Source organism: Actinoplanes sp. NPDC049802 (assembly GCF_040656595.1).
GTDB lineage: Bacteria > Actinomycetota > Actinomycetes > Mycobacteriales > Micromonosporaceae > Actinoplanes.
In genome coordinates this window covers 268,208-291,687 of the sequence record NZ_JBFAMR010000001.1, presented here as the reverse complement: position 1 = coordinate 291,687, position 23,480 = coordinate 268,208, and the positions used below count along the sequence as shown (strand labels likewise).

The window sequence follows — 23,480 nt, the reverse complement described above, 5'->3', positions numbered from 1 at the left end:
TCCCGACCGCCGGACCCCGGGCCCAACGGACCACTGGTACCTGCCGCCCGGCGGTGCCGCACGCCACACCCGAGTCTTACGGTGCGGATATGAGTAGTGTCGTGTCGGTAGTGGAGAGGCTGCCCGTGGTGGTCGGCGTCGATGGGATGCCGGCCGATCTGCAGGTGGTGGATGTGGCCGCCGAAGAGGCGGCAGTTCGTGGAGTCCCGTTGCACGTGGTGCACGCCTGGCCTGGCCGGCAGGTGATGTGGTCGCGGCATCGAGGCGCGGCGGACCAGTTGGACGGGCGCCACCTCCTGGAGTTGGCGATCCGTCGTGCCCAGCTGGCCTACCCCAGCCTGATAGTCGGAACCCAGTTGGTGGACGAGGGCGCAGCCGAGGCGCTGGTCCGCTGGTCGGCCCGGGCCGGGCTGCTGGTGGTCCGGCATCGCGACGAGGGCGGCCTCGGTCACGGGTGGGGTTCGACGGCGGCGTACGTGGCGCACCACAGCGTCTGCCCCTTGCTGGTCCATCGTGGCGCGTCCACCCCGCGCGGCCCGGTCGTGGTGGCCGTGTCCGGCCGGCGTACCGCGTCGCTGCGGTGTGCGTTCGAGTCGGCGGCCCGGGCGGGCAGTGGCCTGACGGCGGTGCACGTGAAGGAGACCGGCGGCATGGTGGAGGCCCACCTGGACGAGGTGCTGGCCGAGTGGGGCGCGTTGTGGCCCGAGGTGCCGGTGGAACGGCTGTCCGTCGGTGAGGACGAGGTGCCGTACACGATCGACCGGGCGTCGCGCCGCTGCCGGCTGCTGGTCGCCGGGCGGGGCCGCAAGGGCTGGTCGGTGGAGGCGGTCTACAACTCCGGTGGGATGGCGTCCGGTGGCCGCCAGCTGTGCCCGGTCCTGCTCGTGCCGCCGGGGTGGCCGGTGGGCGGCCGGATGTCGGCCGGGGTCTCGGAGGCCGGCCGGATGTCGGCCGGGATCTCGGAGGCCGGCCGGTACTGACAAGCGCCATGGGCGGGGCCCCGGATCTCGCATGCCGGCCGGAGTCGGAGGTCGGCCGGCATCGACCGGTGCCACGCCCGGAGAACGACATCGTCACAGCAGCGCGCGGGCGGGCCGGATTCGTATGCCGGACCCGCCCGGCGCCTTGTTCGCCCCCCGGCCGTCCTGCCCTGGTGGGCGGGACCTTCGTCCCTCCCGGCCGGCCGCCGCCCGGCCGAGGATGGGTATCGACGGAGGTGGTTGGGATGTTGACGGCAATCGGAGCTGCGGCGCTGTTCATCGCGGTCCTGATCCTCCTGTTCCCGCGGGACGAGACGGACGAGGCCCAGGCCGCGGAGCAGAAGACCGAACCCGGTGATGCCGCCCCCGCGGCGACCACCCTGGAGGGCGCGCTGGTGGCTCAGCTCGTGCACGGGGAGATCAACCGGACGCAGTACCAGGCCGCGCTGGCCCGGCTCGCGGCCCGCGACGACGAGCGCAACCCGTTGTCGGTGCCCGGCAACGACCGCCCGGACGCCTGCGCCTAGCCACCGCGGAACCTAAACTCGGTGGGGGCGGCGTCGATGATGATCGTGTGCCCGACACGACCGGCCGTCTGCCGCTCCTCGCCGACCGGGCGTTCCAGGCCGTCACGGCCCTGACAGTCGTCGATGTCGTGGCGTTCCTGTCGCAGGAGCGCCTCGGCCGGTTGTGGCCGGCGCCGGTGGACTGGCTGCTGATGATCGCTGTCATCGTGCCCACGCTGGTGCTCTGCCGGCGCGTGCAGACCGACCCGGCGTCGTCGCCGGTGGTGCGCCGCTACTGGCGCACGGTCCGGGCCGGCATCGCGCTGTTCGTCGGGGTCGCGGGACTGCGCGTGCTGTACGAGGCCGGGCTCGGCGACTGGCCGCTGCCGGTCTCCGTGGTGCTGCACGTCATCGGCGGACTGGTGCTCACCTGGCCGTTGGTCGGCCTGCCGTTCAGCGCCCGGGGCCGGTCCCGCAAGCTCGGGGTCTGGCTGGATCTCGGCACCCTGTCAGCCGCCGCCGGCCTGCTGATCTGGCATTTCGCCGCGTCCCGCCAGTTCGCCGGCGGCCCGGTCACCGTGACCGGGACACTGTCCGCGATCGTGATCATGGGTGCCGGTCTCAACGGCGTCTACCTGGCCGCCAAGGTGGTGCTCGCCGGGGTCGACTCGTTCGCCCGGCGAGGGCTCTACTGGATCGGCGCGTCGGCGCTGACCGGCGGCCTCGGCTCGGCGATCGCCTTCCTGCACCCGCTCCAGCCGGACGGCAACCTGCTGGTGCTGGTGCTTCCCCTCGCCGCGTACGCGGCCGCGGTGGGCGCGCGCGTGCAGGTCGTCGACTCCGCTGCCGCCGCCCGGCCGCGGAGCGCCTCGCGTGGTTACAGCCTGATGCCGTACGTGGCGATCGCGGCCGTGGACGCCATGGTGATCTACGAGAACGTCTCCGGCGGCCGGAACAGCATCCTGATCGACGGCGTCGCCGTCGGGCTGACCGGGCTGGTGGTGCTCCGACAGCTGATCGCGTTCCGGCTCAACGACGCGCTGCTCGCCCGGATCGGCGTGCAGGAGAACCGGTTCCGTCTGCTGGTGCAGAACTCCACCGACCTGGTCACGATCGGACAGCCGAGCGGTGTGCTGACCTATGTCAGCCCGGCCTCGTGGGGGATCCTCGGCACCGACCCGGACGAGCTGACCGGCGCCGACATCACCCCGCGGATGCACCCCGACGACCGGGCCACGGTGGCCGAGCGGATCGCGACGGTGGCCGAGGCGCCCGGCAACGCGGCGACCTACCAGGCCCGGCTGCGGCACGCCGACGGCACCTACCGGTGGCTGGAGATGATCAGCGTGAACCTGACCGCCGAGCCCAGCGTGGGCGGCATCGTCAGCAACGCGCGGGACATCACCGAGACCCGTGAGGTGCGGGACCGGCTCAGCTACGAGGCCGGTCACGACCGGCTCACCGGCCTGGTGAACCGGGCGCGTTTCGGCAGGCGGCTGGCCGCCGCCGTGGCCGCCACCGGCGCGGATCTGCCGGTCAGCGTCGTGCTGGTCGACCTGGACGACTTCAAGCTGGTCAACGACACGCTCGGGCACGTCGCCGGGGACGCGCTGCTGGTGCACGTGGCCGGGCGGATACGGGCGTGCGTGCGGCCCACCGACACGGTGGCCCGGCTGGGTGGCGACGAGTTCGCGGTCCTCTTCGAGGGAATCGCCGGCCCGGACGTCGACCAGGTGCTGATCCGGATCCGTTCGGCGCTGCTCGAACCGGCCGTGATCGGTGGCGAACCGATGACCGTGCACGCCAGCTTCGGCGTCGTCGACGGCAGCGACGGCGTCGACGCCGGCGAGCTGCTGCGCCGGGCGGACATCGCGATGTACGAGGCGAAGGACCGTGGCGAGGGCGGCTGCGAGCGGTACCGGCCGGGCATGGAGGCGCGCGGCGCGGAACGGCGCCGCCGGGCGGCCGCGCTGCAGACGGCGATCCTCGAGGACCAGCTGGTGACGTACTTCCAGCCGGTGGTGACGCTGCCGGACGGCCGGATCACCGGCGCCGAGGCGCTGATCCGCTGGCAGCACCCGGTCGAGGGCCTGCTCGGGCCGGGCGCCTTCATCGACCTCGCCGAGCAGACCGGCCTGATCGTGCCGCTCGGCGAATGGGTGCTGCGCGCCGCCACGCGGGAGGCCGCGACGTGGCCGGGCGGGCTGAAGGTGTCGGTGAACGTGTCGGCCCGCCAGTTGCGCGAGTGCGGCTTACCGGCGGTGGTGGCGGCGGCGCTGCACGACAGCGGCCTGCCGTCGCACCGGCTGACCGTGGAGATCACCGAGTCGGTCGCGGTGGGCGGCGGCGCCACCGCCGACAACCTGCAAGCCCTGCGGGACATGGGCGTACGGCTGTCCCTGGACGACTTCGGCACCGGCGCCTCCACACTCACCCTGCTCGCCACCTGCCCGGTGCACCAGATCAAGCTGGATCGCTCCTTCGCGCCGGACGGCGGCTCCGAGGCGATCGCCGACGCGGTCGCCCAGATGGCCCGCGCGTTCGGCCTGGAGGCGGTGGCCGAGGGCGTCGAGACCGAGGAGCAGGTGGCCTGCCTGACCCGGCTCGGCTACGACCGCGCACAGGGCTTCCACTTCGCACGGCCGATGAGCGCCGCCGACCTGCGCGAGCGGATCGGCACGGCGGCGGTCAAACCTTCGCTACCTTGATCTCGCCGTGCCGGTGCTGGCGGATGCCGGTGGCGACGCCGGCGACGAGCACCGCCGCGCACAGGCCGACCAGCACCGGCGGGGCCAGATCGAGCAGCATGACCACGGCGATCGCCGGGACGCCGAGGCCCGGCCAGATCAGCACGGCACGGTAGCGGCGCGACAGCACGCCCTGGATGAGGGCGGCGCTGAGCAGATAGCCGGCCAGGCCGAGGCCGAGCACCCCCCGTGTGCCCGAGCTGAGATGACCCTCCGAGCCGTGCACGATGGCGTGTTCCAGACCGACCGCCACCGCCGCGAGACTGATCGCCACCGGCAGATGGGCGTACACGTAGAAGTCGTGCACCCCCTGATGGGTGCGTTCGCCGCCCTCCTGGACCAGGCGGCGTTTCGCGGCGCCGCCGGACAGGTCGAAGTAAGACCACCACAGCGCGGCGGCCACCAGGAACGCCGCGCCGGCCGTGGTCATCACCCCGGCGGTCCACTTCCCGTCGTGCAGGCCGTGCACGGTCGCGGCGACCGATTCCCCGAGCAGCAGGATGACGAACAGCCCGAACCGTTCGGGCAGGTGCTCCATGTGCAGCGGCGGGGCGTCCGGTTTGCGGGCGCTCAGCGTCGGCCCGAGCAGGTCGGCGAGGACGCCGACGGTCCACAGCACGTACCGCGCCGGCGCCGGCGCCGCGAGCGACACCAGCCAGCAGGCCGCGCCGGCGGAGTGCCCGATCAGGTACGGCCGGATGCCCGCCCGGGTGTCCGGCAGCGTCCGCCACACCCGCAGGTAGCCGAGGACGAGCACGATCCGCAGGATGACGTAGCCGAGCGCGAACCACGTCCCGGCCGGGCCGGTGACCTCGCCGGCCGTCGAGGCCATCACGATCACGCCGGCCATCCCGGTCAGGGTGAGCAGCCGGAAGATGGCGTCGTCGGTGTCGAACCGGTTGGCGTACAGGGTGGTGCTGGCCCAGGCCCACCAGCCGACCGCGACGACCGCGGCGAACCGGAGGCCGCCGGTGATCGTCTCGTTCTTCGCCAGCATGTCGGCGCAGCCGGCCACGAACAGCACGAACGCCAGGTCGAAGAAGAGTTCCAGCCGGGTGGCCGAACGGTTGGACTCCTGGTTGACGTCGGGCGAACGGACCAGTTCGCGTTCCTCCCGGTCCTCGCGATCGAGACGGGCGTTCTCCTCGGGCGACGCGCCGCCGGAGGTCTCGGTGCTCGGGTCTGCTGACACGGCTTCGCCCTACCCGATCGGCAGCGATTCCAACCGGTCAGCGTGGTGTCACCGACCGCACGATCAGCGCCCGTGTGACGTCCTCGCCGGCGCAGCCGGTCGCGTCGGTGACCTGACCGGTGACGGTGACGGTGGTTCCGGCGGCCGACCCGTCCACCGGGGTCCCGGTCAGTTCCCACCGCCGGGCGCCCACCCGCAGCAGCACGCATCCGGCGGATCGCTCGACGACGCCGGTCAGCGTCCGCTCGCCGTGCGGCAGGCCGCCGGGCAGCTCCCCGGGACCGGGCGGTTCCCCCGGACCGGACGGTTCCCCGGTCCCGGACGGTTCCCTGGTCCCGGGCGGTGAGGCGGTCGATGGCGCCGGCCCCTGCCCGGGGCCGGACGGTGAGGCCGCCGTGGGCGCCGGGCCGGACGGGGGCGGGGCGGACGGCGGCGGCGCGGGCTCCGATCCGCAGCCGCCCACGGCCAGCACCAGGATGATGATCACTGTGGTCGTCCTCATGTCGATGGGACGCGCCGCACGGCCGGTCGGCTCCCGTCTCAACGGCCCCGGAAGGAACGCAGCAGGCGCCACTGCACGGCGACGGCCGCGACGGTCAGGGCCAGCATGATCACGGTCGCGGCGGCGGCGTAGCCGTACCGCAGGTACTCGAACGCGGCCCGGTAGGTGAACAGCGGAACGTAGGTGGTGGCGTACGGCGGTGGGCCGCCGTCGGTGACGACCAGCGCCGGCACGAACGAGAACTGGAGGCTTCCGATGGCGTCGCGGATCAGCAGCAGACCGAGCACCGGCGCCATCAGCGGCCACGTGATCCGGCGCAGCACGTCCCAGGAGGTGGCGTCCTCCAGCGCCGCCAGCTCGTAGACGGCGGTGGGCAGCGAACGCCGTACGGCCAGCAGGATCACGAACATCTCGCCGACGGTGAACAGGCTCATCAGGATGATCGCGGCGCGGGCGTCGGCCGGGTCGGTGAGCCACTGCGGCGGGGTGCGGCCGAACACGGTCAGACCGTTGCCGCCGCCGATCCGCAGGATCTGGTTGACCGGCCCGTGAAGCGGATTGAGCAGCCACAGCCACAGCAGCCCGTAGGCGATCTCCGGGATGGCGGTGGGCAGCACGGCGGCGGTACGGGCCGGGCCGGCGACCGGGGCGCGGCGGTGCAGCAGCAGCGCCAGGCCCAGCGCGATCAGCAGCCGCAGCGGCGCCGCGACGGCCGCGAACAGCAGCGAGTTGAGCAGCGCGGTCCGGAAGACCGGATCGGCGGCCAGGGCGGTGAAGTTGCCGGCGCCGGTCCACCGGGGCGGCCGGATCAGGTCGTAGTCGGTGAACGCCAGCGCCAGCGTCACCGCGAACGGGGCCAGCACGAGGACGGTCAGGCCCAGCAGGTAGGGGGCGAGCATCAGGGCGAGCTGCCGGCGGCCCCGGTCCGGTCTCACGCGACGGTCACCCGGCGCCCGTCCGCGCCGAAGACGTGCGTGTCGGCCCAGCCGACCGTGGCCCGGACCGTCGCACCGGCGGCCGGGCGTGCCGCCGCCGGCATCCGGGCCACGATCCGGTCGCCTCCGGCGAGACGCAGGTACGCGTACGCGTCCTCACCCACCACATCCACCCGTTCGACCGTCCCGTCCGTACCGTCGCCGGTGGTGAGCCGGACCGCCTCGGACCGGAAACCGAACCGCGAACCGGCCGGGACGGCGGGCGCGCCCGCCGGGGTGAACGGGCCGCCGGAGGGCACCACGTTCATCGCCGGCGACCCGACGAAGCGGGCCACGAACAGGGTGGCCGGGGTCCGCCAGATCTCGTCGGGGGTGCCGAGCTGTTCCAGCCGCCCGTCGCGCAGCACGGCGATCCGGTCGGCGAGCACCAGCGCCTCGGTCTGGTCGTGGGTGACGTGCACGGTGGTGACGCCGAGCCTGCTGTGCAGCGCCTTGAGCTCGCCGCGGGTCTCGGTCCGCAGTTCCAGGTCGAGGTTCGACAGCGGCTCGTCGAGCAGGAACAGGTCGGGTTCGCGGACCAGGGCCCGGGCCAGCGCGACGCGTTGCCGTTCGCCGCCGGACAGCTGTCCCGGCCGCCGGCCGAGCAGGTGCGCACAGCCCACCGCGGTGGCGGCGGCCGTGGCGCGGTCCCGGGCCGCCGCCCGGGGCGTGTCGCGCACCTCCAGCCCGAAGGTGATGTTGTCGAGGGCGGTGAGGTGCGGGAAGAGGGCGTACGACTGGAAGACCATCGACACGTTGCGCCGTCCCGGCCGCAGCGCGGTGACGTCGCGATCGCCGATGACCACCCGCCCGGTGGTGGCCGGTTGCAGGCCCGCCACCACCCGCAGAAGGGTGCTCTTGCCGGCGCCGGACGGTCCGAGGACGACCAGCAACTCCCCGCGGGCCACGTCCAGATCCAGCTCGTGCAGCACCTGTTCGCGGCGGTACGCCGCCGACACCCCGGTCAGTCTCAGCCCGGTTCCTGGGCTGACCGATTCGCTCGCTAGCTCGGCCATGTAGAGATCATCGTGGATACTCGCCGCGTTCGAACAGGGGCCGGGTCGCTTCGTCGAGCTGCCGGATCACGTCGTCGAGACGGTCGCCGCGGTACAGCGCGTTCTCCAGGATGCCGCCGGTGACGTCCTCGATCTCCGGCCAGGTGGAGACCGCCGGCAGTGCCCGTACGGTCGGGATGGCGTCGAGGAACACCTTGGCGCTGCGCGGCGGCTGGGCCGGGCCGAGGAAGGCGGCGCTGCCGGCGACCCCCATGTGCGACGGCACGGTTCGCCCGGTCGCCGCGATGATCCGCTGGCCGTCGGCGCTGATCGCGTACTCCAGGAAGTCCCAGGCGGCCCGTTTGTTCGTCCCGCCGCGGGTCATGCAGTAGGCGTCGGAGTGCAGGATCCCGGCCGGCTGCCGGTAGACCGGCAGCGGCGCCACGTCCCATTCGAAGCCGGTGATCGACCGGAACGTGGTGGTGGAACGCCGCGACGACAGCAGCATCGCCAGCCGGCCGTTGGCGAACCGGGACTCGTCGTCCTCGGACTCGACCTCCTCGTCGGTGGGCGTCACCCCGTACGCCAGCCGCAGGTCCATCAGGTTCTTCAGCGCCTCCCGGGCGGCCGGGGTGCCGAGGGTGAGCCGGGTGGGGCGGGCCGGGTCGTCGACGATCTCGCCGCCGTTGGACCAGACGAACGGGGCCAGCCGGATGATCGACGGTTCGATGCCGAGCCCGTGCACGGCGGGCCGCCGGGCCGCGCCTTCGCTCTCGGTGCCGCGGATGACGCCGCCGGCCGCGTCCCGGGTCATCGCGGTCGCCGTGGTGAGCATGTCGGTCCAGGTCCAGCCGGGTTCCGGCAGCGGCACCCGGTACTTCTCGAAGAGTGTCCGGTTGTAGTAGACGGCCAGGCTGGAGACGTTCTGCGGCAGGCAGAGCTGGCGGTCGTGCCACCGGAACGCGTTCATCGCCACCGGGTAGTAGTCGGCCGGGTCTATCCGGTCCGAGGCGGCGATGCGGTCGTCGAGCGGCTCGATCGCCTCCTTGACCGCGAACTGGCCGTAGAAGCGGTAGTTCATCAGGAACAGCTCCGGCGGCTCGCCGCCGGCGATCGAGGTGGACAACCGGGCCAGGAGATCCTTGCGGTCGCCGGCCTCCACCAGCTGGATCGTCCGGTCCGGGTGACTCTCGGTGTACGCGCTGACGAGCGTCCGGTACGCCGCCAGTTCCTCCGGGGCGCCGAAGACGAGCAGCCGTACCGGGCCCGCCGGGTCACCGCCGTCGCCGCCGGGGTCCGCGCAGGCCCCGGAGGTTCCGGCCAGCAGGGCGCCGAGCAGCAGGGTGGCCAGTCGTCGCAGTCTCGTCACCGGAACCGTCCCGTCGGATCGTCGGAGTGCAGGAACCAGCGCTGGGCGAGCACGAACACCACCACCGGCGGCACGGTCGCCAGCACCGCCCCGGCCAGGAACACCGGGAAGTCGGAGGGGTCGAGCACCGACAGCGACCGCAGCGCCAGCGGCAGGGTGAACAGGTCGCGGTCGTAGACGTACACCAGCGGGTCGAGGAAGTTGGACCAGGTCAGGATGAAACTCAGCGCCGTCAGCCCGGCCGTCACCGGCCGCGCCGACGGCATCGCGAACCGCCACCACGTCCGCATCGGGGTGAGGTCGGCCAGCCGGCACGTGTCGTACAGGTCGGCGGGCAGCCCCCGGAACACCAGGTAGTAGATCAGCACGTAGAGCGGTGAGGCGCCCAGCAGGGCCGGCGCGACCAGCGGGATCAGCGTGTCGGTCAGGCCCAGCAGCCGGAACAGCACGAACCGCGGCAGCAGCAGCGCGGTGGCCGGGGCCATCAGCGCCAGCAGCGACACCACGGCGAGGACCCCGGTCAGCCGCCGGGAGACGCGGGCCAGCGCGAACCCGGCCCACGCGGCGACCAGGACGCTCAGCGGCACCGCGACGGCCGCCACGAGCAGCGAGTTGACGCCCGCGCGGAGCAGGCCCCCGAGAGCGAGGGCCTGCTCGTAGCCGGCGGTGGACACCGGGTTCGGCAGCAGCCGCGGCGTCGGCGGGGGTGGCTGACCAGGTTCGGTCAGCGAGCCCGACACCAGCAGCAGCAGCGGCGGCACGAACACCAGCACCACGAACACCGCGCCGAGGGTGCGCCAGAGCCGTGCCGGCACTACCTCCTCAACCCCAGCTTCCAGGCGCTCAGGCCGTGCGAGGCGGCGTACAGGATCCGTTTGCCGGGCACGATCGTCAGGCCGGTGACCTCGACGTTCGGCATACCCGCCGCGGCTTTCACCCAGGCGGTGGTGCCGCCGGGCAGCCGCAGCACCCCGAAGTCGGTGGCCGCGTAGAGGTCCCCGGTCACATCGTCGCGGACCAGGTCGGTGACCGGCTGGTCGCCGAGGTTGTACGACCGGTCGGCCCAGGTGGACGTGCCGTCGGCGGCCACGGTCACCTCGAACGCGTGCCCCGGCGTGGCGGGCGTGTTGGAGTTGAACCCGCTGTACGACACCCACGCGCGGCCCGGGTCCGACGGGTCGGGCTGGATGCTGCTGACGAACCGGTTGGGCAGCGTGCCGTCGTCGTCGATCCTGATCCACTCGACCGCCGACGCGGGTTCGGCGTCGACGTTGCGGGACACGAAGACCCGGCCGGTGGTGGTCGCCGCCCAGGCGGTCGAGGTGTCGCCGGCGGACCGTTCGATCGCGGCCATCGCGCCGCCCGCCTTGTCGCCCCAGGCGGCGGCGGTCAGCGGTGTCGTGCCCAGCTGCGCCCAGTCGCCGCACTGCTCCTCGAAGGTGCCGGTCCAGGTGTTGCAGATCCGGTCGGCCTCCTCGAGGCTGCGGTCGCCGAGACCGAACGTCTTGGTGCGGTAGGCGCTGACCGCGGTCCCGGCGAACATCGTGCCGCTCACCTTCGGGTCGCTGATCACCGGCGCGTAGAACTGGGTGCCGGGCTGCGCGTCGATCGGCTCGCCGACGTAGATCCAGCTCCCGGTGTCGCCGTCGGCGAAGTTCACCTCGGCCTGCACGCCGGTGTAGGTGTGGAACCGGAACTCGGGCCGGGCCACGTCGAAACCGGACTGCCCGCCGTCGCCGATGATCGTGTTCAGCCAGCGGCGGCGTTCGCCCTTGTTCTCCCACGTGCCGTTGTCCTGGGTGCCGCCCTGCAGCAGGTTCGCGTCGTGCGGGCTCACCGACAGGCTCATGAACTGCAACGTCGACAGACCCTCGTTGACGTCGTCCAGCCGCGACGGGATGCGCGACAGCATCTGCCGGCAGCGTTCCAGCTGCGGCGCGGTCAGGGCCCGCTCCGGGGCGTCGCACCACGCCGACCGGTCCACGAACTTCCCGGTGGAGCGCATCACGCCGCCGTCGTTGGCCTCGAAGAACTGCATCGGGTCACGCGGGTTGGTGACGATGTCGTGCTGGTCCGGGTGCAGGCCGTTGGGGTGCAGCTCGTCGGTGCCGTCGAAGGTCATGTCGGTGCCGCTGACGCCCGCGTCGGTGGAGAGCACCACGGCCCGCTTGTTGGCGATGGTCTCGCCGTAGACGTACGAGCCGCCGGTGTAGACCACGTCCGGGTGACCGTCCGGGGTGTGCACGAACATGTCGTACCAGCACTGGCTGCCGCACTGGTTGTAGGTCGCGTACCCCGGATCGGCGACGTTCGCGCTGGTCAGATCCGTGAAGGCGGGGGCGCCGGCGGCCACGTCGTCACTGCGGAACAGCCGGGAGTACGGGGTGCCGACGTTGCCCTCGTAGACGTACATCCGGGTCTTGCCGTTCGGCAGCCGGGTGACGTCGAAGGCGGCGCGGGTCTGGAAGACCGACGGCGCCAGCGACGGCTTGATCTGGGTCCAGGTGGCGCCGGCGTCGGGGGAGCGCCAGATGCCCCGGGCGTACGAGGACGCGTACACGATGTCGCTGTCGACCGGATCGAGTTCGACGTGGCGTACGCCCCGCGGCGAGCAGGTCGACGTGTTGGCGAACTCCTGGGCGCTGCCGGTGCACTGGGCCGGGTCGGCCGAGCCGTTGTGCACGAAGTTCCAGCTCCGGCCGCCGTCGGTGGACTTGTACAGGCCCCACTTGGCGGCGTCCGGCACGGGCCGGGTGACGCCGCTGCAGCACACGCTCGACATGCCGCGCAGCGCGGTGGTGGTCGCCACGTACAGCGTCTTGCGGTCGCCGGGCTTGACGATGATCTCGCCGATGCCCTTGCCGCTGAGCTCGTTCTTGCCGAGCGGGCCCTGCCAGGTCAGACCGCCGTTGGTGGACTTGTAGAGGCCCACGCCGGCCACACAGCCGGAGGCGCAGATGTTCGCCTCGCCGGTGCCGACGTAGATGGTCAGCCCGGTCGGGTCGTTGCGGTCGATGGTCACCGCCCCGGCCGCGTTGATGCCCAGCGGCCCGCCCAGGTAGGCCCACTTCGGTTTCGCGGCCAGGATGTCCAGGGTGGCCCAGACCCCGCCGCCGGCCGGGGTGATGTAGGCGCGGCACAGTTTCGGAACGCAGCGGTGGCTGATCGCGATCGACGTCGTGCGGCCGCCGGCGACGTACTCGTTCGGCACGTAGTTGTACGCGTTCCGGAACTCGCTGAACGGGTAGAGCGCCTCGCTCGGGCCGACGTTGGCCCAGCGGCCCTGCTGCGCCCGCCCGGCCGGGACGGCCCGCCCGTCGGCGGCGGCGAACGCCGACCGGGAGCGGTCCACCTGAGCAACCGAGATGGTCTGCGCCGGATAGGCGCGCTCGTCGAACTCGCCTTGTCCGAGCGCGCCGGGGGTGTCCAGCACGCCGCCGTTCGGGGCCGCCTGCCGGAGCCGGGCGAGATGGGCGCCCAGGGCGCTCGGCATCTCGCCGTCACCGGTGGCCGCGGCCGGGGCCACCGGCACGGCGGCGCCGGCCAGATGAATCCCGGCCACGCCGGTGGTCGCGATGAGCGCGCCGATCACGGCGCCGATGAGAATCTGCCGACGTCTGCGGGTCACGAGACCATCGCCCCTCCCGATGTGTCGCCACAGCGCGGCACCGATCGGTGACTGTCACTGTCAGCGTCCGTCGGGAGACTTTCAGATTAAGTGATGCATGACAATGTCTCTGGCTGGTTGATCTCTTTCCGGCAATGCCGGAGAAGCACGCCTCTACCCGACTGAACCGGTGCTTTTTCGGACAGTCCGTTATCGTGTGTTCCGCTACTTATGCCGGAACATCCGGCCTGGGAAGGATGGCGCTCACGGCGGCGGCGTGCTGGGCCCCGGCTCCGACGGCGACGGGCTCGGGGACGGCGACGGGCTGGGTTCGGCGGTGCTCGGCGACGGCGACGGTGACGGTGACGGCGAGGGTGACGGCGGCGGTGACGGGGACTCGGAGACTTCCGGCGACTGGCTCGGCGAGGCCGGCGCGGGCGAGACGGTCGCCGGCCGCGGGTCGAGGCCGGGCTGCCGGTTCGGGGCGGCGCCAGGCGCGGTCAACAGTGTGACCAGCGCGAACACGGCGATGAAGGTGCCCACCAGGGTGGCCCCCGCGGTGGTCCCGGCCAGAACGGCACGCCGGTCCCGCTGCCATTCGGAACGACGCCGGGCGGCCAGTTCGGGCGGCAGCATGGCCCGCTGCGCGGCGAGGCTGTGGTACGGGGCCGCCGCCATCCCGAGCGTGGGCATCACCAGCAGGGCGGCGAGCAGCGGCCCGCTCGGCGTGTCGAGCCGGCTGAGACCCGCCACGATCCCGGCCGTACCGAGCACGGCGAGCAGGGTCTCCGCCCGGTTCGCCCGCAGCGCCTGCCCGACCGTGATCTGCTCGGCGGTCTTCGGGGTGCGCAGGAACTCGGCCCGCCGGGCGAACAGCCCCTGCACCGAGGCGCGGGCCACCACCAGCGCGGTGGACTGCCAGACGAGGAAGGCCCCGACCGCGTCGCGCCACCCGGCCCCGGTCTCGTGGCGCAACAGGGCGACCGCCCGCAACAGGCCCACCAGGATCAGCACCGGCACCGCGGCCAGCAGATACGGCGACAGCCGGCGGAACAGCTGCTCGCCGCCGAGGGCGAGGTTGACCGCCCCGGTCAGCAGGAAGAGGAAGAAGATCAGGCCCAGCAGGTCGCCGTACCACTGCAGCGCCCCGGACAGGTAGGCCCAGCGCTGGCCAGCACTCAGCCTGTTGTGCGCGCCGCGGCGGCCCGGCAGCAGTGACCGGAAGTGCATCCGCAGGATCTGGATGCCCCCGAAGCACCACCGGTAGCGCTGGCTCTTGAGCGCCTCGAAGGTCAGCGGCATCACCCCGCGTCCCATCGACGCGTCCACGTGCAGCCCGGTCCAGCCGGCCCGCAGCAGGCGCAGCGACAACTCGGCGTCCTCGGTGATGCACCACTCGTCCCAGCCGCCGACGTCCCGCAGCGCCTCCCGCCGGATCAGGCCCATCGTGCCGGCGAAGATCGCCCCGTCGTGCTCGTTGCGCGACGGCTGCGACACCGCGAAGAAGTAGCGGTACGAGTAGTAGAGCCGCCGCAGGTAGGGCACCGTGTGCCAGTCCCGGTAGTCCTGCGGCGCCTGGATGAAACCGACCCGCGGATCGTCGAACAGCGGCACGCAGCGGCGCAGGAACCCGGGATCGATCCGGTAGTCCGAGTCGACCACCCCGATGATCTCCGCGGCCGGGTCGGCGAGTTCACCGAACGCGTAGTTGAGGGCGCCCGACTTGTAGCCCGGCCAGTCGGACAGGTGCTCGAACTTGACCCCGTGCCGGGCGCACCAGGCCCGTACCGGGTGCCACAGGGCCGGGTCGCCGGTGTTGTCGTCGATCGCGATGATCTCGAACCGCGGGTAGTCGATCCGCAGCATCCGCCGCAGCGTGTCGATGACCATGTCCGGGGGCTCGTTGTGCGCCGGCACGTGCAGGCTGACGAACGGGGTCCGGCCGCCGGTGCGGCGGCCCAGCTCCAGCGAACGGTCCACGGTGACCCGCCGCCGCCATCGGCGCCGGCCGACGGCGTCGCACAGCTCCCACAGGTAGGCGGCCGCCATCAGGGCCGCCAGCAGCTCGAACAGGCACAGCAGCAGCCCGCCCGCGACACCCCAGGCGCTGAGCCCGCTGTCCAGCGTCCACCGCACGATGAAGATCAGGTACGTGACGAAGAGCAGGACGCTCGACGCCCAGGCCACGTGGGCCCGCGCCGTCCAGTCCCGGGTGAACGGCAGCCACGCCAGAAGGGCGACCACCTGGACGGCCACCGCGCCGCGTACCACCGCGGGGTCGACCGAGAGCGCGGTGAGCAGAAGGTGGGCGAGAAGCGCGAGAAGCGCGACGGCCGCCGTCGACGCCAGGATCCGGGCGGCCGGGCCGGCGGCCGCCACGGCCTCGGGCCGCCGTGCCGGCAGGAACAGCGCCAGCGAGGTCAGCGGCGCGATGACGAGCCCGGTGAGCAGCAATGCGGTCAGCATCGGCATCCACCTCCGATGTCTCCACTCGCCAGCCTGAAACCGGGGCGTGCGCCGGGGACAGGGCCTTCGGGCCCACCGTGCGGGCCGCGCCTCCAGATGGCGCGAAGGCGTCGCGGCGCGGGCCGTTCGGCACTGTCCGGGAAGGCCGGCCGGTACCAGCGTGGGAGGAAAAGGAGGGAGAAACGCCATGACTTTCCACATCGCGATCAACGGTTTCGGCCGGATCGGCCGCAACTATCTGCGGCGCCTGCTGGCCGCCGACATGGCCGGCGCGGAGCTTCGGGTGGTCGCGATCAACGATCTGTACGACGCGGGCACGCTGGCGCACCTGCTGGAGTACGACTCCACGTTCGGCCGTCTGGGCCACGAGGTCAGCCTGGCCGGCGACATCCTGAACGTCGGCGCGCACCGGATCCGCATGTTCTCGTCGCGTACCCCCGAGGATCTGCCCTGGGGCGACCTGGACGTCGACCTGGTCATCGAGTCCACCGGGAAGCTGCGCACCCGCGACGACGCCGCGCTGCATCTCAAGGCGGGCGCCCGGCGGGTGCTGATCTCCGCGCCCGGTAAGGGCGTGGACGCCACGCTGGTGCCCGGCGTCAACGCCGGTGACTTCGACGCGCTCCGCCACCAGGTGGTGTCCGCCGCGTCCTGCACCACCAACTGCGTCGCCCCGTTGCTCAAGGTGCTGCACGACGCGTTCGGTGTCGAGCGGGGCTTCCTGACCACCGTGCACGCGTACACCAACGACCAGAACGTGCTGGACGCGCCGCACAAGGACCCGCGCCGCGCCCGCGCCGCGGCCGTGAACATCATCCCGACCAGCACCGGCGCCGCCAAGGCGGTGGGTGTCGTCATCCCGGCCCTGGCCGGCCGGCTGGACGGTGTGGCGCTGCGGGTGCCGGTGGTGGACGGCTCCATCAGCGACCTGGCCCTGGTGCTGGACACCGAGGTCACGGCGGAGCAGGTCAACGAGGCGGTGGCCGAGGCGGCCGCGGACCCGGAGCTGATCGGCGTCATCCGCTACACCGAGGCGCCGATCGTCTCCACCGACGTGGTCGGCGACCCGGCGTCCTGCGTCTTCGACGCCCGCCTGACCCAGGCGCACGGCCGTCTCGTGAAGGTCTTCGCCTGGTACGACAACGAGTGGGGTTACACCAACCGGCTCGTCGACCTGACCCGGCGGTTCGCCGCGGCGGCCGGCTGACCGGGCACCGGTGCGGCGCTCCCCGGGCGGGAGCGCCGCACCGTGCCGCTCACCGGACGGTCACCGCGTTGTCCCAGGGCGTCGTCTCACTCAGGTAGGCGACCTTGGCGGGCAGCCCGTACGCCTCCACGTCGAGCCGGCCGGCCGTCGCGGTGACCGGCTGCCGGAACGCGAAGGTCCGGGTCACCGCCCCGTACGCGGCGGGCGGATCGACGGTCACCGTGAAGTCGCCGTCCTCCCGGGTGATCGGCGGCCATCCGTCACCGGCCGGTTCCAGCCCGGCGGGCGGGTGGAACCGCACCAGCATCCGGGCCGGCCGGGCGCCGCGGACATGCGTGACGGTGACCTCCACGGCGCCGTAGCGATAGCCGTCGGTGGCCGGGGTCAGCACCAGCCGCCCGGCCGTCGTCGTGGTGTCGGTGACCCACGGGTTGACCGGCATCCGGGCCGGTCCGGACACCTGGTGGAAGCCGTCGTCGCCGAGCCGGTACCCGCGCTTCTGCCAGGTCTGCGGTGTCCGGTCGTCGCAGCAGCGCTGGTAGTCGGCGACCTGGACGGTCACCGTGCCGTCGCCGGCCACGCGGGCGCTGTCCTCGCGCAGGTCACGGATCTCGCCGGTGGTGGCGACCACCGGTCCGATGGTGACGATCCGGCCCGCGCGGTCCCGGTCGAACGCGACCAGCTGCTCGCTGCCGCCCTCGACCCGGCAGCTCAGCTCGGCGACCGTCTCGTCGGCGCCGTCACCGTCGACGTCGCCGTAGGTGACGGACAGGATGACGATCTCCATGCCGTACGGGGGTGTCCGGGCGGGCGCGGTTCGCTCGCCGAGGGCGACCGTGCCGTCGTGGAACCGCAGCGGGCCGGAGCTGCCGCGCACGTTGTCGGCGGGCCAGGCGGGCACGTCGAGGACGGATTCGCCGAGCGTGGCGAGCGGGATCCGGCCGTCCGGAGCGGCGGGCGGCGTGGCCGGGCCGGACGACGGGGACACCGGCGGCGCGGACGACGACGGCGGCGGCGCGGTGGGCGCGGCCTGGTCGGCGCCGTCGCGCAGCAGCAGGTAGACCGCCACGGGCAGGGCCAGCACCAGCGTGGCCAGGGCGGCGATCAGTGTGAGCAGCCATCTCTGGCGGGCTCGCCCGGCCGGCGGCTCCGGCGGTGGAATGGGTAGACGCAGAGTGGATGAGTCGGACATCGCGCACCTCCAGCGGCGAGACCGACGGGATTCGTCCATTCCATGGTCCGCCGCTGTGGCCGGCGGCCGTCAGGGCCGAAGGTCGCCGACCGGGGACGGTCACAGCAGGTCGGTGCGGCGCCGCCAGATGACGGTCAGGGCCAGCGCCGTCCAGCCGGCCAGGACGGCCAGGTGGCCGGTGGCGAACCCGGCGCCGGTGACGTCCGGGGCGGTCGCGGCGAGCACCGCCTGCAGCAGGTGCCGCAGCGGGAACACGTCGGCGACCGTGGTGAGCCAGGCGGGCAGCGGCGCGTCGCCGACCACGAAGATCTCCGAGACGAAGCAGAGCGGCAGCAGCGTGCCGAGCGTGACCGGGACGATCGAGCGGGCCGACGACAGCAGTGCGGCGACCGCGAGGCCGAGCGCCGCGAAGCACAGCGTGCCGGCGACGACGGCCACCAGCAGCGCCGGCAGGCGGGCGGCGTCCAGGCGTACGCCGAGGAAGCTCACGCCGGCGACGGTGAGCACGGCGGCGGCGATCAGCGCGACGATCAGCGCGGCCGACACCCGCCCGCCGAAATACCAGCGGAACGGCAACGGGGTGCCGCGCAGTCGTTTGAGGACCCCGGCGGCGCGGGCGCCCACCACCGACTCGGGCATGTCCACGTAGGCGGCGACCGCGACGGTGTAGGCGATCATGCCGGCGTACAGGTACTGGGCCATCGGCATGCCGTGCACCGGCTCGTCGCCGAACACGGTCGGGAACAGCACCAGCAGCAGCGCGGGGAACACCACCGAGAAGAAGACCGCCAGCATGTCGCGGCGCAACCCGAGCAGGGCATATCCGATCTGTACGCCCAGCGGCCGGCGCCGGGCCGCGACCGACGGAGGCGACAGGTGGGCCGGGCCGGGCGGGCGATCCGCGGTGACCGTGACCGGGGCCCGGGCGTCGCGGGGCGCCCAGGAGAAGGCGGCCCGCGCCATCAGGATCCCGGTGACCGTCCAGATCGCCATGACGGCCAGGTGGCCGGGGGAGAAGCCGGATCCGCCGCCCGGCTCGAACGTCTCGGCCATCGCCAGGGCGAAGTGCTTGAGCGGCAGCACCGAGCCGATCAAATCCAGCCAGCGAGGCAGGTCGGCGCCGACGATGAACACGTCCGAGATGAACGCCAGCGTGATCAGCAGGCCCTGCGCCAGCGTCTGCGCGACCAGGACGGTCCGGGCCAGCGCCGCCAGCGCCAGCCCCAGAGCGGCGCAGCAGGCGATGCCGAGCAGCAGCGTGACCAGCAGCGCCGGCGTCTTGTTCCAGACGATCACCACGTCGTAGCCGAGGACGCCGACGGCGGTCAGCAGGGCCACGGCGGCCGCCGAGATCACCAGTGACGCGGCGATCCGGGCGCCCAGCACCATCCACGACGGCACCGGGGCGGCCCGCAACCGCGCCAGCACACCGCTGTCGCGCATCCCGGCGGTGTCCACGGCGAGCAGGACGAACGACGCCTGCGCCACGCCGAAGACGGCGAACGGCGCCACCAGGTACTGGGCGACCGGTACCCCGCCGGCGTCCTGGCCGCCGATGATGGTGCCCACGATGACCAGGAAGGCGACCGGGAAGCCGAGGGTGAAGAACGCGGCGACCGGGTCACGCGCGAAACCGGTCAGGGCGTGGCCGGTCAGCGCCCGCAGCGTGGTCATCGGGCCGTCTCCTCGGTCAGCGCCAGATAGACCTCCTCCAGCGAGGGCGGGGCCACCGTGAGATCCGGCAGGCCGAGACCGCGGTCCCGGGCCCAGCCGGTGATCCGCCACGTGTCGGCGAGCGGATCGTGCGACTCCACCCGGACCCGCCCGAGGGCCACCGACGGCCGGGCGCTGAGCGTCGGCAGACCGTCGGCCGGCACGCCGGCCGGCAGGTCGAAGCCGATCACGGTGGGCAGGTCGCTGCCGGCCCGCAGTTCCTCGGGCGTGCCCAGGGCGATCAGCCGGCCGTCGCGCATCACGGCGACCCGGTCGGCCAGCCGCTGCGCCTCCTCCAGGTAGTGGGTGGTGAGCAGGATCGTGGTGCCGAGCTTGCGCAAGCCGGCGATCAGCTCCCAGGCGTGGTGCCGGGCGGCCGGGTCGAAGCCGGTGGTCGGCTCGTCGAGGAACAGCAGCTCCGGCGCGCCGGCCAGGCCGAGTGCCAGGTCCAGCCGGCGGCGCTGGCCACCGGACAGGTGCTTCACCCGGGCGCCGCTCTTGCCGTCCAGCCCGACCAGGGTGATCAGCTCGGCCGGGTCGTGGCAGCGCGGGTACAGCCGCGTCTGCAACCGGACCAGCTCGTGGACGGTGAACTCCTCCTCGAACCCGGCCGACTGCAGCACCACCCCGATCCGGGCGCGGTAGGCGGATCCGCCGGTCGCCGGGTCCATGCCGAGCACGCTCACGTCGCCGGCGTCACGCGTACGGTAGCCCTCCAGGATCTCGACCGTGGTGGTCTTGCCCGCCCCGTTGGGACCGAGCAGCGCGAAGATCTCCCCGTCGCCGACCGAGAAACTGATCCCGTCGACGGCTCGCACCGGCCCGTACGCACGGGTCAGATCGCGTACCTCGATGGTCGCCATGTCCTCAGCGTCGGCCCGCCCCCGCACCCTGGGCAGTGTCCGAAGTCCTGCCCTTCGGCCCTTCCGGCCGCCGCCGTCCGGCGCAGACGCTGAGGCCGAACGGTTCCTTCACCGACGAAGGAGGCAACGATGAAAGGGCTCGTGTACGGCGGAAGCGGAAGACGATCCTGGACCGAGATCCCGGACCCGGAGGTGCGTGACGCGCGCGACGCGGTGATCCGGGTCGACGCGGTCACCATCTGCGGCACCGACCTGCACATCCTCGGTGGGGACGTGCCGGAGACGGCGTCCGGACGGGTGCTCGGGCACGAGGCGGTCGGGACGGTGGTGGAGCTGGGGCCCGCGGTGTCCGGCCTGACCGTCGGCGACCGGGTGCTGGCGTCCTGCATCTCGGCCTGCGGCAGCTGCCGGTTCTGCCGGGAGCGGGCCTACGGGCAGTGCCGTGCCGGGGGCGGCTGGCTCCTCGGGCACACCATCGACGGAGTGCAGTCGGAGTACGCCCGCATCCCGTTCGCCGACCTGTCCACGTACCGCCTGCCGGCGCAGGTGAGCAGCGAGAACGCGGTGCTGCTCGCGGATATCCTGCCCACCTCGTACGAGGTGGGGGTGCTCAACGGCCGGGTCCGCCCGGGCGACACCGTGGTGATCGTCGGGGCCGGGCCGATCGGGCTGGCCGCGGTGCTCACCACGCGGCTCTACTCGCCCGCGCACATCGTGGTGATCGACAAGGCGGAGAGCCGGCTGCAGGCCGCCAAGAACCTGGGCGCCGACGTCACCCTGACGCCGGAGCGGGTGCCGCTCGGCGCGATCCGGGCGCTCACCGGCGGTCTCGGGGCGGACGTGGTGATGGAGGCGGTCGGCACGCCGGGGACCTTCGAGCTGTGCACCGAGTTGGTCCGTCCGGGCGGGACGGTGGCGAACATCGGCGTGCACGGCAAGCCGGCCACGTTGCACCTGGAAGACCTGTGGATCCGCAACGTCACGATCACCACCGGGCTCGTCGACACCTACTCGACGCCGCGGCTGCTGGACATGCTGGTGGCCGGGCAGATCGACGTGGCCCCGCTGATCACCCACCGGTTCGGACTGGACGAGATGGAGCGGGCGTACGACGTCTTCGCCGATCCCGCCCGGACCGGCGCGCTCAAGGTCGTGCTCACCCGCTGACCGGCGGACCGGGGGCAACGACCAGGGAGGCTCGGCGTTCTCCGGGCCTCCCTGGACGCGGGACGACGAGACGCCGGCGCCATGGCCGCCGCGGGGCCGGGCCGGATCGATGACCGCGCGGCCCACCCGAGGAGAGCGGGCCTTCCGGCCCGTGCGCCCCGCCGCGGCACGGGATCACGCTGGGAACCATGGCTGCGGGAATCGCGCGGCACGGCCGCATGAAGATCGCGTACGAGGTGGAGGGCCCGGCGGACGGCGTACCCCTGCTGTTGATCATGGGTTTGGGGTTGTCCGAGCTGTTCTGGCCGGAGGGTTTCCGGGAGAGCCTGGTGGAGCGGGGCTTCCGGGTGGCCCGGTTCGACAACCGCGACGTCGGCGCGTCCACACACCTGACCGAACTGGGCCTGCCCTCCCCGCTGGTGCTGGTCGGCGGCCACTGGTGGGGCTACGCCCTGCCGGACATGGCCGACGACGCGGTGGCCGTCCTGGACGCCCTCGGCTGGCCCAGCGCCCACGTGGCCGGGGTGTCGCTCGGCGGGATGATCGCGCAGACCATGGCCTGCCGGCACCCGGCCCGCGTCCGCAGCCTCACGTCGATCTCCTCGACCCCGTACACCCGGATCGGGCGGCCGTACCCGTGGATCGCCGGCGTCCTGGCGATGCCGCCGGCCCGCGACCGCGAGGCGGCGGCCCGGCAGATGGCCCGGGTGTTCCGCGTCATCGGATCGCCCGGCTACCCGCGTGACGACGAGTGGATCCGGGAGGCCGCCCGCCGCGGATTCGACCGCGGCCACGACCCGAACGGCGTCCGCAGGCAGCTCGCGGCCATCCTCTCCGCCCCGGACCGGCGGCCCGAGCTGCGACAGCTGCGCAAGCCCACCCTCGTGGTGCACGGTGAGGTGGACCCGCTGGTCCGGATAGCCGGTGGCCGCGCCACCGCCCAGGCGGTGCCGGACGCGCGGCTGGTCACCTACCCGGGCATGGGGCACGATCTGCCCGGCCCGTTGCATCCGGCCATCGCCGACGAGATCACCTACCTGGCGACGAAGGCCGGGCAGTCCGCGTGATGCGGCAGCCGGCCGGTGACCGTGCCGGTGGGCCGCCTACCTGGCGATGAAGACCGGGCAGTCCGCGTGATGCAGCAGCCGGCCGGTGACCGTGCCGGGCAGGCCGCCGGAGTCGTGCGCGCCGGCCACGATCAGTTGGGCCTGCTGTGAGACGCCGACCAGCAGACGGCCCACCGGACCGGCGTTGACCAGCGTGCCGACCGGCACCTGCGGGAACTTCTCCCGCCACGGCCGCAGCAGCCGGTCGAGCAACCCGGCCTCCCCGGTCTCCCGGTGGCCGGGCCGCTCCCGGAAGGCGTGCACGGCCAGCAGCGAGGCCCCGCGGGCGTCGGCGATCCGGAACGCCGCCTCGATCGCGGTCCGGCCCGCAGGCGAGTCGTCCGCGCCCACCGCGACCGGGTCGGTGAAGGCCACCGTACGGCCGCGGACCACCACCACCGGGCAGCGGGCCCGGGTGGCGACCCACTGGCTCACCGAACCGAGCAGCAGGCTGGCGAACCCGCCCCGGCCGCGGTTGCCGACCACGGCCAGCCCGGCGGTGGCGGCGTGCTGGACCAGGTCGGCGGCGGGATCACCGGGGACGACGACGGTGTGCACGGTGACCGCCGGAACCAGCCGGTACACCGCCTCCCGGGCCTCGGCCACCACGGCCTCGGCACGTTCGCGCAGGTCGCCGGGCGGGTTCGGCCAGTCCTCGTACGCGTGCAGAACGGTCAGGGTGGTGGAGCGCCGTTGCGCCTCCAGGGCCGCCCACCGAACCGCGGTCAGTGCCGGTTCGGAGCCGTCGGTCCCGGCCAGAACCGTTTCCCGGACACTCATGACTCCTCCCTTCACTCTCGAGCGTGATCCGGGCCGCCGGTGGCGGGCAGAGCCGAACGTCCCGTTGCCAACGCCCCCGTCCGGCGGGCCGGTGGACGGTCACGCATCGAGGAC

At 73.0% G+C, this 23,480-nt stretch carries 18 protein-coding genes; 6 read left to right on the top strand and 12 right to left on the bottom strand.

What is annotated here, in order from left to right:
• Positions 1-89 precede the first annotated feature (89 nt).
• The 3 genes from AB0I88_RS01200 (at position 90) to AB0I88_RS01190 (ending at position 4,194) form a co-directional block, all read left to right on the top strand.
• Complete coding sequence (locus AB0I88_RS01200) at positions 90-980, top strand: universal stress protein (protein ID WP_361016994.1); 891 nt, start codon at positions 90-92, stop codon at positions 978-980.
• A 245-nt stretch (positions 981-1,225) separates the two neighbouring features.
• A complete protein-coding gene (locus AB0I88_RS01195) occupies positions 1,226-1,507 on the top strand; it encodes a hypothetical protein (protein ID WP_361016992.1) in 282 nt (93 codons plus the stop codon).
• A gap of 47 nt (positions 1,508-1,554) precedes the next feature.
• Complete coding sequence (locus AB0I88_RS01190; protein ID WP_361016991.1) at positions 1,555-4,194, top strand: EAL domain-containing protein; 2,640 nt, start codon at positions 1,555-1,557, stop codon at positions 4,192-4,194.
• Here the strand turns inward: AB0I88_RS01190 and AB0I88_RS01185 are convergent.
• The 8 genes from AB0I88_RS01185 to AB0I88_RS01150 all read right to left on the bottom strand — a co-directional run bounded on the left by AB0I88_RS01185 (position 4,175) and on the right by AB0I88_RS01150 (position 15,338).
• Positions 4,175-5,425, bottom strand: a complete 1,251-nt coding sequence (locus AB0I88_RS01185) for a low temperature requirement protein A (RefSeq protein ID WP_361016989.1) — start codon at positions 5,423-5,425, stop codon at positions 4,175-4,177. The genes AB0I88_RS01190 and AB0I88_RS01185 overlap by 20 nt on opposite strands.
• A gap of 37 nt (positions 5,426-5,462) precedes the next feature.
• Positions 5,463-5,927 carry a hypothetical protein gene (locus AB0I88_RS01180; RefSeq protein ID WP_361016988.1) on the bottom strand — a complete coding sequence of 155 codons (465 nt, stop codon included), beginning with the start codon at positions 5,925-5,927 and terminating at the stop codon, positions 5,463-5,465.
• Between the two features lie 38 nt (positions 5,928-5,965).
• Entirely contained in the window at positions 5,966-6,826 is an 861-nt protein-coding gene (locus tag AB0I88_RS01175) for a sugar ABC transporter permease (protein ID WP_361017126.1), read from the bottom strand.
• A gap of 32 nt (positions 6,827-6,858) precedes the next feature.
• Positions 6,859-7,917 (bottom strand): ABC transporter ATP-binding protein, encoded by a 1,059-nt coding sequence (locus AB0I88_RS01170; protein WP_361016986.1) that lies wholly within the window; start codon positions 7,915-7,917, stop codon positions 6,859-6,861.
• A gap of 7 nt (positions 7,918-7,924) precedes the next feature.
• Complete coding sequence (locus AB0I88_RS01165) at positions 7,925-9,223, bottom strand: sugar ABC transporter substrate-binding protein (protein WP_361017125.1); 1,299 nt, start codon at positions 9,221-9,223, stop codon at positions 7,925-7,927.
• Positions 9,224-9,261: 38 nt separating this feature from the next.
• Positions 9,262-10,080 carry a carbohydrate ABC transporter permease gene (locus AB0I88_RS01160; RefSeq protein WP_361016985.1) on the bottom strand — a complete coding sequence of 273 codons (819 nt, stop codon included), beginning with the start codon at positions 10,078-10,080 and terminating at the stop codon, positions 9,262-9,264.
• On the bottom strand, positions 10,080-12,893 hold the full coding sequence (locus AB0I88_RS01155; protein ID WP_361016983.1) for an exo-alpha-sialidase: 2,814 nt from the start codon (positions 12,891-12,893) through the stop codon (positions 10,080-10,082). The genes AB0I88_RS01160 and AB0I88_RS01155 overlap by 1 nt, the downstream gene beginning before the upstream one ends.
• Before the next feature lie 243 nt (positions 12,894-13,136).
• Positions 13,137-15,338, bottom strand: coding sequence for a glycosyltransferase family 2 protein (locus AB0I88_RS01150; RefSeq protein WP_361016981.1), 2,202 nt, complete (start codon positions 15,336-15,338; stop codon positions 13,137-13,139).
• A gap of 187 nt (positions 15,339-15,525) precedes the next feature.
• On the opposite strand from AB0I88_RS01150, the gene gap reads away from it, so the two are divergent.
• Positions 15,526-16,545, top strand: a complete 1,020-nt coding sequence (gene gap / locus AB0I88_RS01145; RefSeq protein WP_361016979.1) for a type I glyceraldehyde-3-phosphate dehydrogenase — start codon at positions 15,526-15,528, stop codon at positions 16,543-16,545.
• A gap of 49 nt (positions 16,546-16,594) precedes the next feature.
• Here gap and AB0I88_RS01140 read toward each other — a convergent pair whose 3' ends face one another.
• From AB0I88_RS01140 to AB0I88_RS01130, 3 genes are all read right to left on the bottom strand, one after another.
• Entirely contained in the window at positions 16,595-17,737 is a 1,143-nt protein-coding gene (locus AB0I88_RS01140) for a hypothetical protein (RefSeq protein WP_361016977.1), read from the bottom strand.
• 99 nt (positions 17,738-17,836) lie between these two features.
• A complete protein-coding gene (locus AB0I88_RS01135; protein ID WP_361016975.1) occupies positions 17,837-19,411 on the bottom strand; it encodes an ABC transporter permease in 1,575 nt (524 codons plus the stop codon).
• Complete coding sequence (locus AB0I88_RS01130; RefSeq protein ID WP_361016973.1) at positions 19,408-20,313, bottom strand: ABC transporter ATP-binding protein; 906 nt, start codon at positions 20,311-20,313, stop codon at positions 19,408-19,410. The genes AB0I88_RS01135 and AB0I88_RS01130 overlap by 4 nt, the downstream gene beginning before the upstream one ends.
• Before the next feature lie 129 nt (positions 20,314-20,442).
• On the opposite strand from AB0I88_RS01130, the gene AB0I88_RS01125 reads away from it, so the two are divergent.
• Entirely contained in the window at positions 20,443-21,480 is a 1,038-nt protein-coding gene (locus AB0I88_RS01125) for a zinc-dependent alcohol dehydrogenase family protein (RefSeq protein WP_361016971.1), read from the top strand.
• 188 nt (positions 21,481-21,668) lie between these two features.
• Entirely contained in the window at positions 21,669-22,547 is an 879-nt protein-coding gene (locus AB0I88_RS01120; RefSeq protein WP_361016968.1) for an alpha/beta hydrolase, read from the top strand.
• 36 nt (positions 22,548-22,583) lie between these two features.
• Here AB0I88_RS01120 and AB0I88_RS01115 read toward each other — a convergent pair whose 3' ends face one another.
• Positions 22,584-23,366 (bottom strand): universal stress protein, encoded by a 783-nt coding sequence (locus AB0I88_RS01115; protein WP_361016966.1) that lies wholly within the window; start codon positions 23,364-23,366, stop codon positions 22,584-22,586.
• Positions 23,367-23,480: the final 114 nt, after the last annotated feature.

What these genes read in the sequence shown, in the direction of transcription:
- AB0I88_RS01200 (WP_361016994.1), top strand. Translation starts at nt 90, where the DNA reads ATGAGTAGTGTCGTGTCGGTAGTGGAGAGGCTGCCCGTGGTGGTCGGC.
- AB0I88_RS01195 (WP_361016992.1), top strand. Translation starts at nt 1,226, where the DNA reads ATGTTGACGGCAATCGGAGCTGCGGCGCTGTTCATCGCGGTCCTGATC.
- AB0I88_RS01180 (WP_361016988.1), bottom strand. Translation starts at nt 5,927, where the DNA reads ATGAGGACGACCACAGTGATCATCATCCTGGTGCTGGCCGTGGGCGGC.
- AB0I88_RS01175 (WP_361017126.1), bottom strand. Translation starts at nt 6,826, where the DNA reads ATGCTCGCCCCCTACCTGCTGGGCCTGACCGTCCTCGTGCTGGCCCCG.
- AB0I88_RS01170 (WP_361016986.1), bottom strand. Translation starts at nt 7,917, where the DNA reads ATGGCCGAGCTAGCGAGCGAATCGGTCAGCCCAGGAACCGGGCTGAGA.
- AB0I88_RS01150 (WP_361016981.1), bottom strand. Translation starts at nt 15,338, where the DNA reads ATGCTGACCGCATTGCTGCTCACCGGGCTCGTCATCGCGCCGCTGACC.
- gap (WP_361016979.1), top strand. Translation starts at nt 15,526, where the DNA reads ATGACTTTCCACATCGCGATCAACGGTTTCGGCCGGATCGGCCGCAAC.
- AB0I88_RS01140 (WP_361016977.1), bottom strand. Translation starts at nt 17,737, where the DNA reads ATGTCCGACTCATCCACTCTGCGTCTACCCATTCCACCGCCGGAGCCG.
- AB0I88_RS01135 (WP_361016975.1), bottom strand. Translation starts at nt 19,411, where the DNA reads ATGACCACGCTGCGGGCGCTGACCGGCCACGCCCTGACCGGTTTCGCG.
- AB0I88_RS01130 (WP_361016973.1), bottom strand. Translation starts at nt 20,313, where the DNA reads ATGGCGACCATCGAGGTACGCGATCTGACCCGTGCGTACGGGCCGGTG.
- AB0I88_RS01125 (WP_361016971.1), top strand. Translation starts at nt 20,443, where the DNA reads ATGAAAGGGCTCGTGTACGGCGGAAGCGGAAGACGATCCTGGACCGAG.
- AB0I88_RS01120 (WP_361016968.1), top strand. Translation starts at nt 21,669, where the DNA reads ATGGCTGCGGGAATCGCGCGGCACGGCCGCATGAAGATCGCGTACGAG.
- AB0I88_RS01115 (WP_361016966.1), bottom strand. Translation starts at nt 23,366, where the DNA reads ATGAGTGTCCGGGAAACGGTTCTGGCCGGGACCGACGGCTCCGAACCG.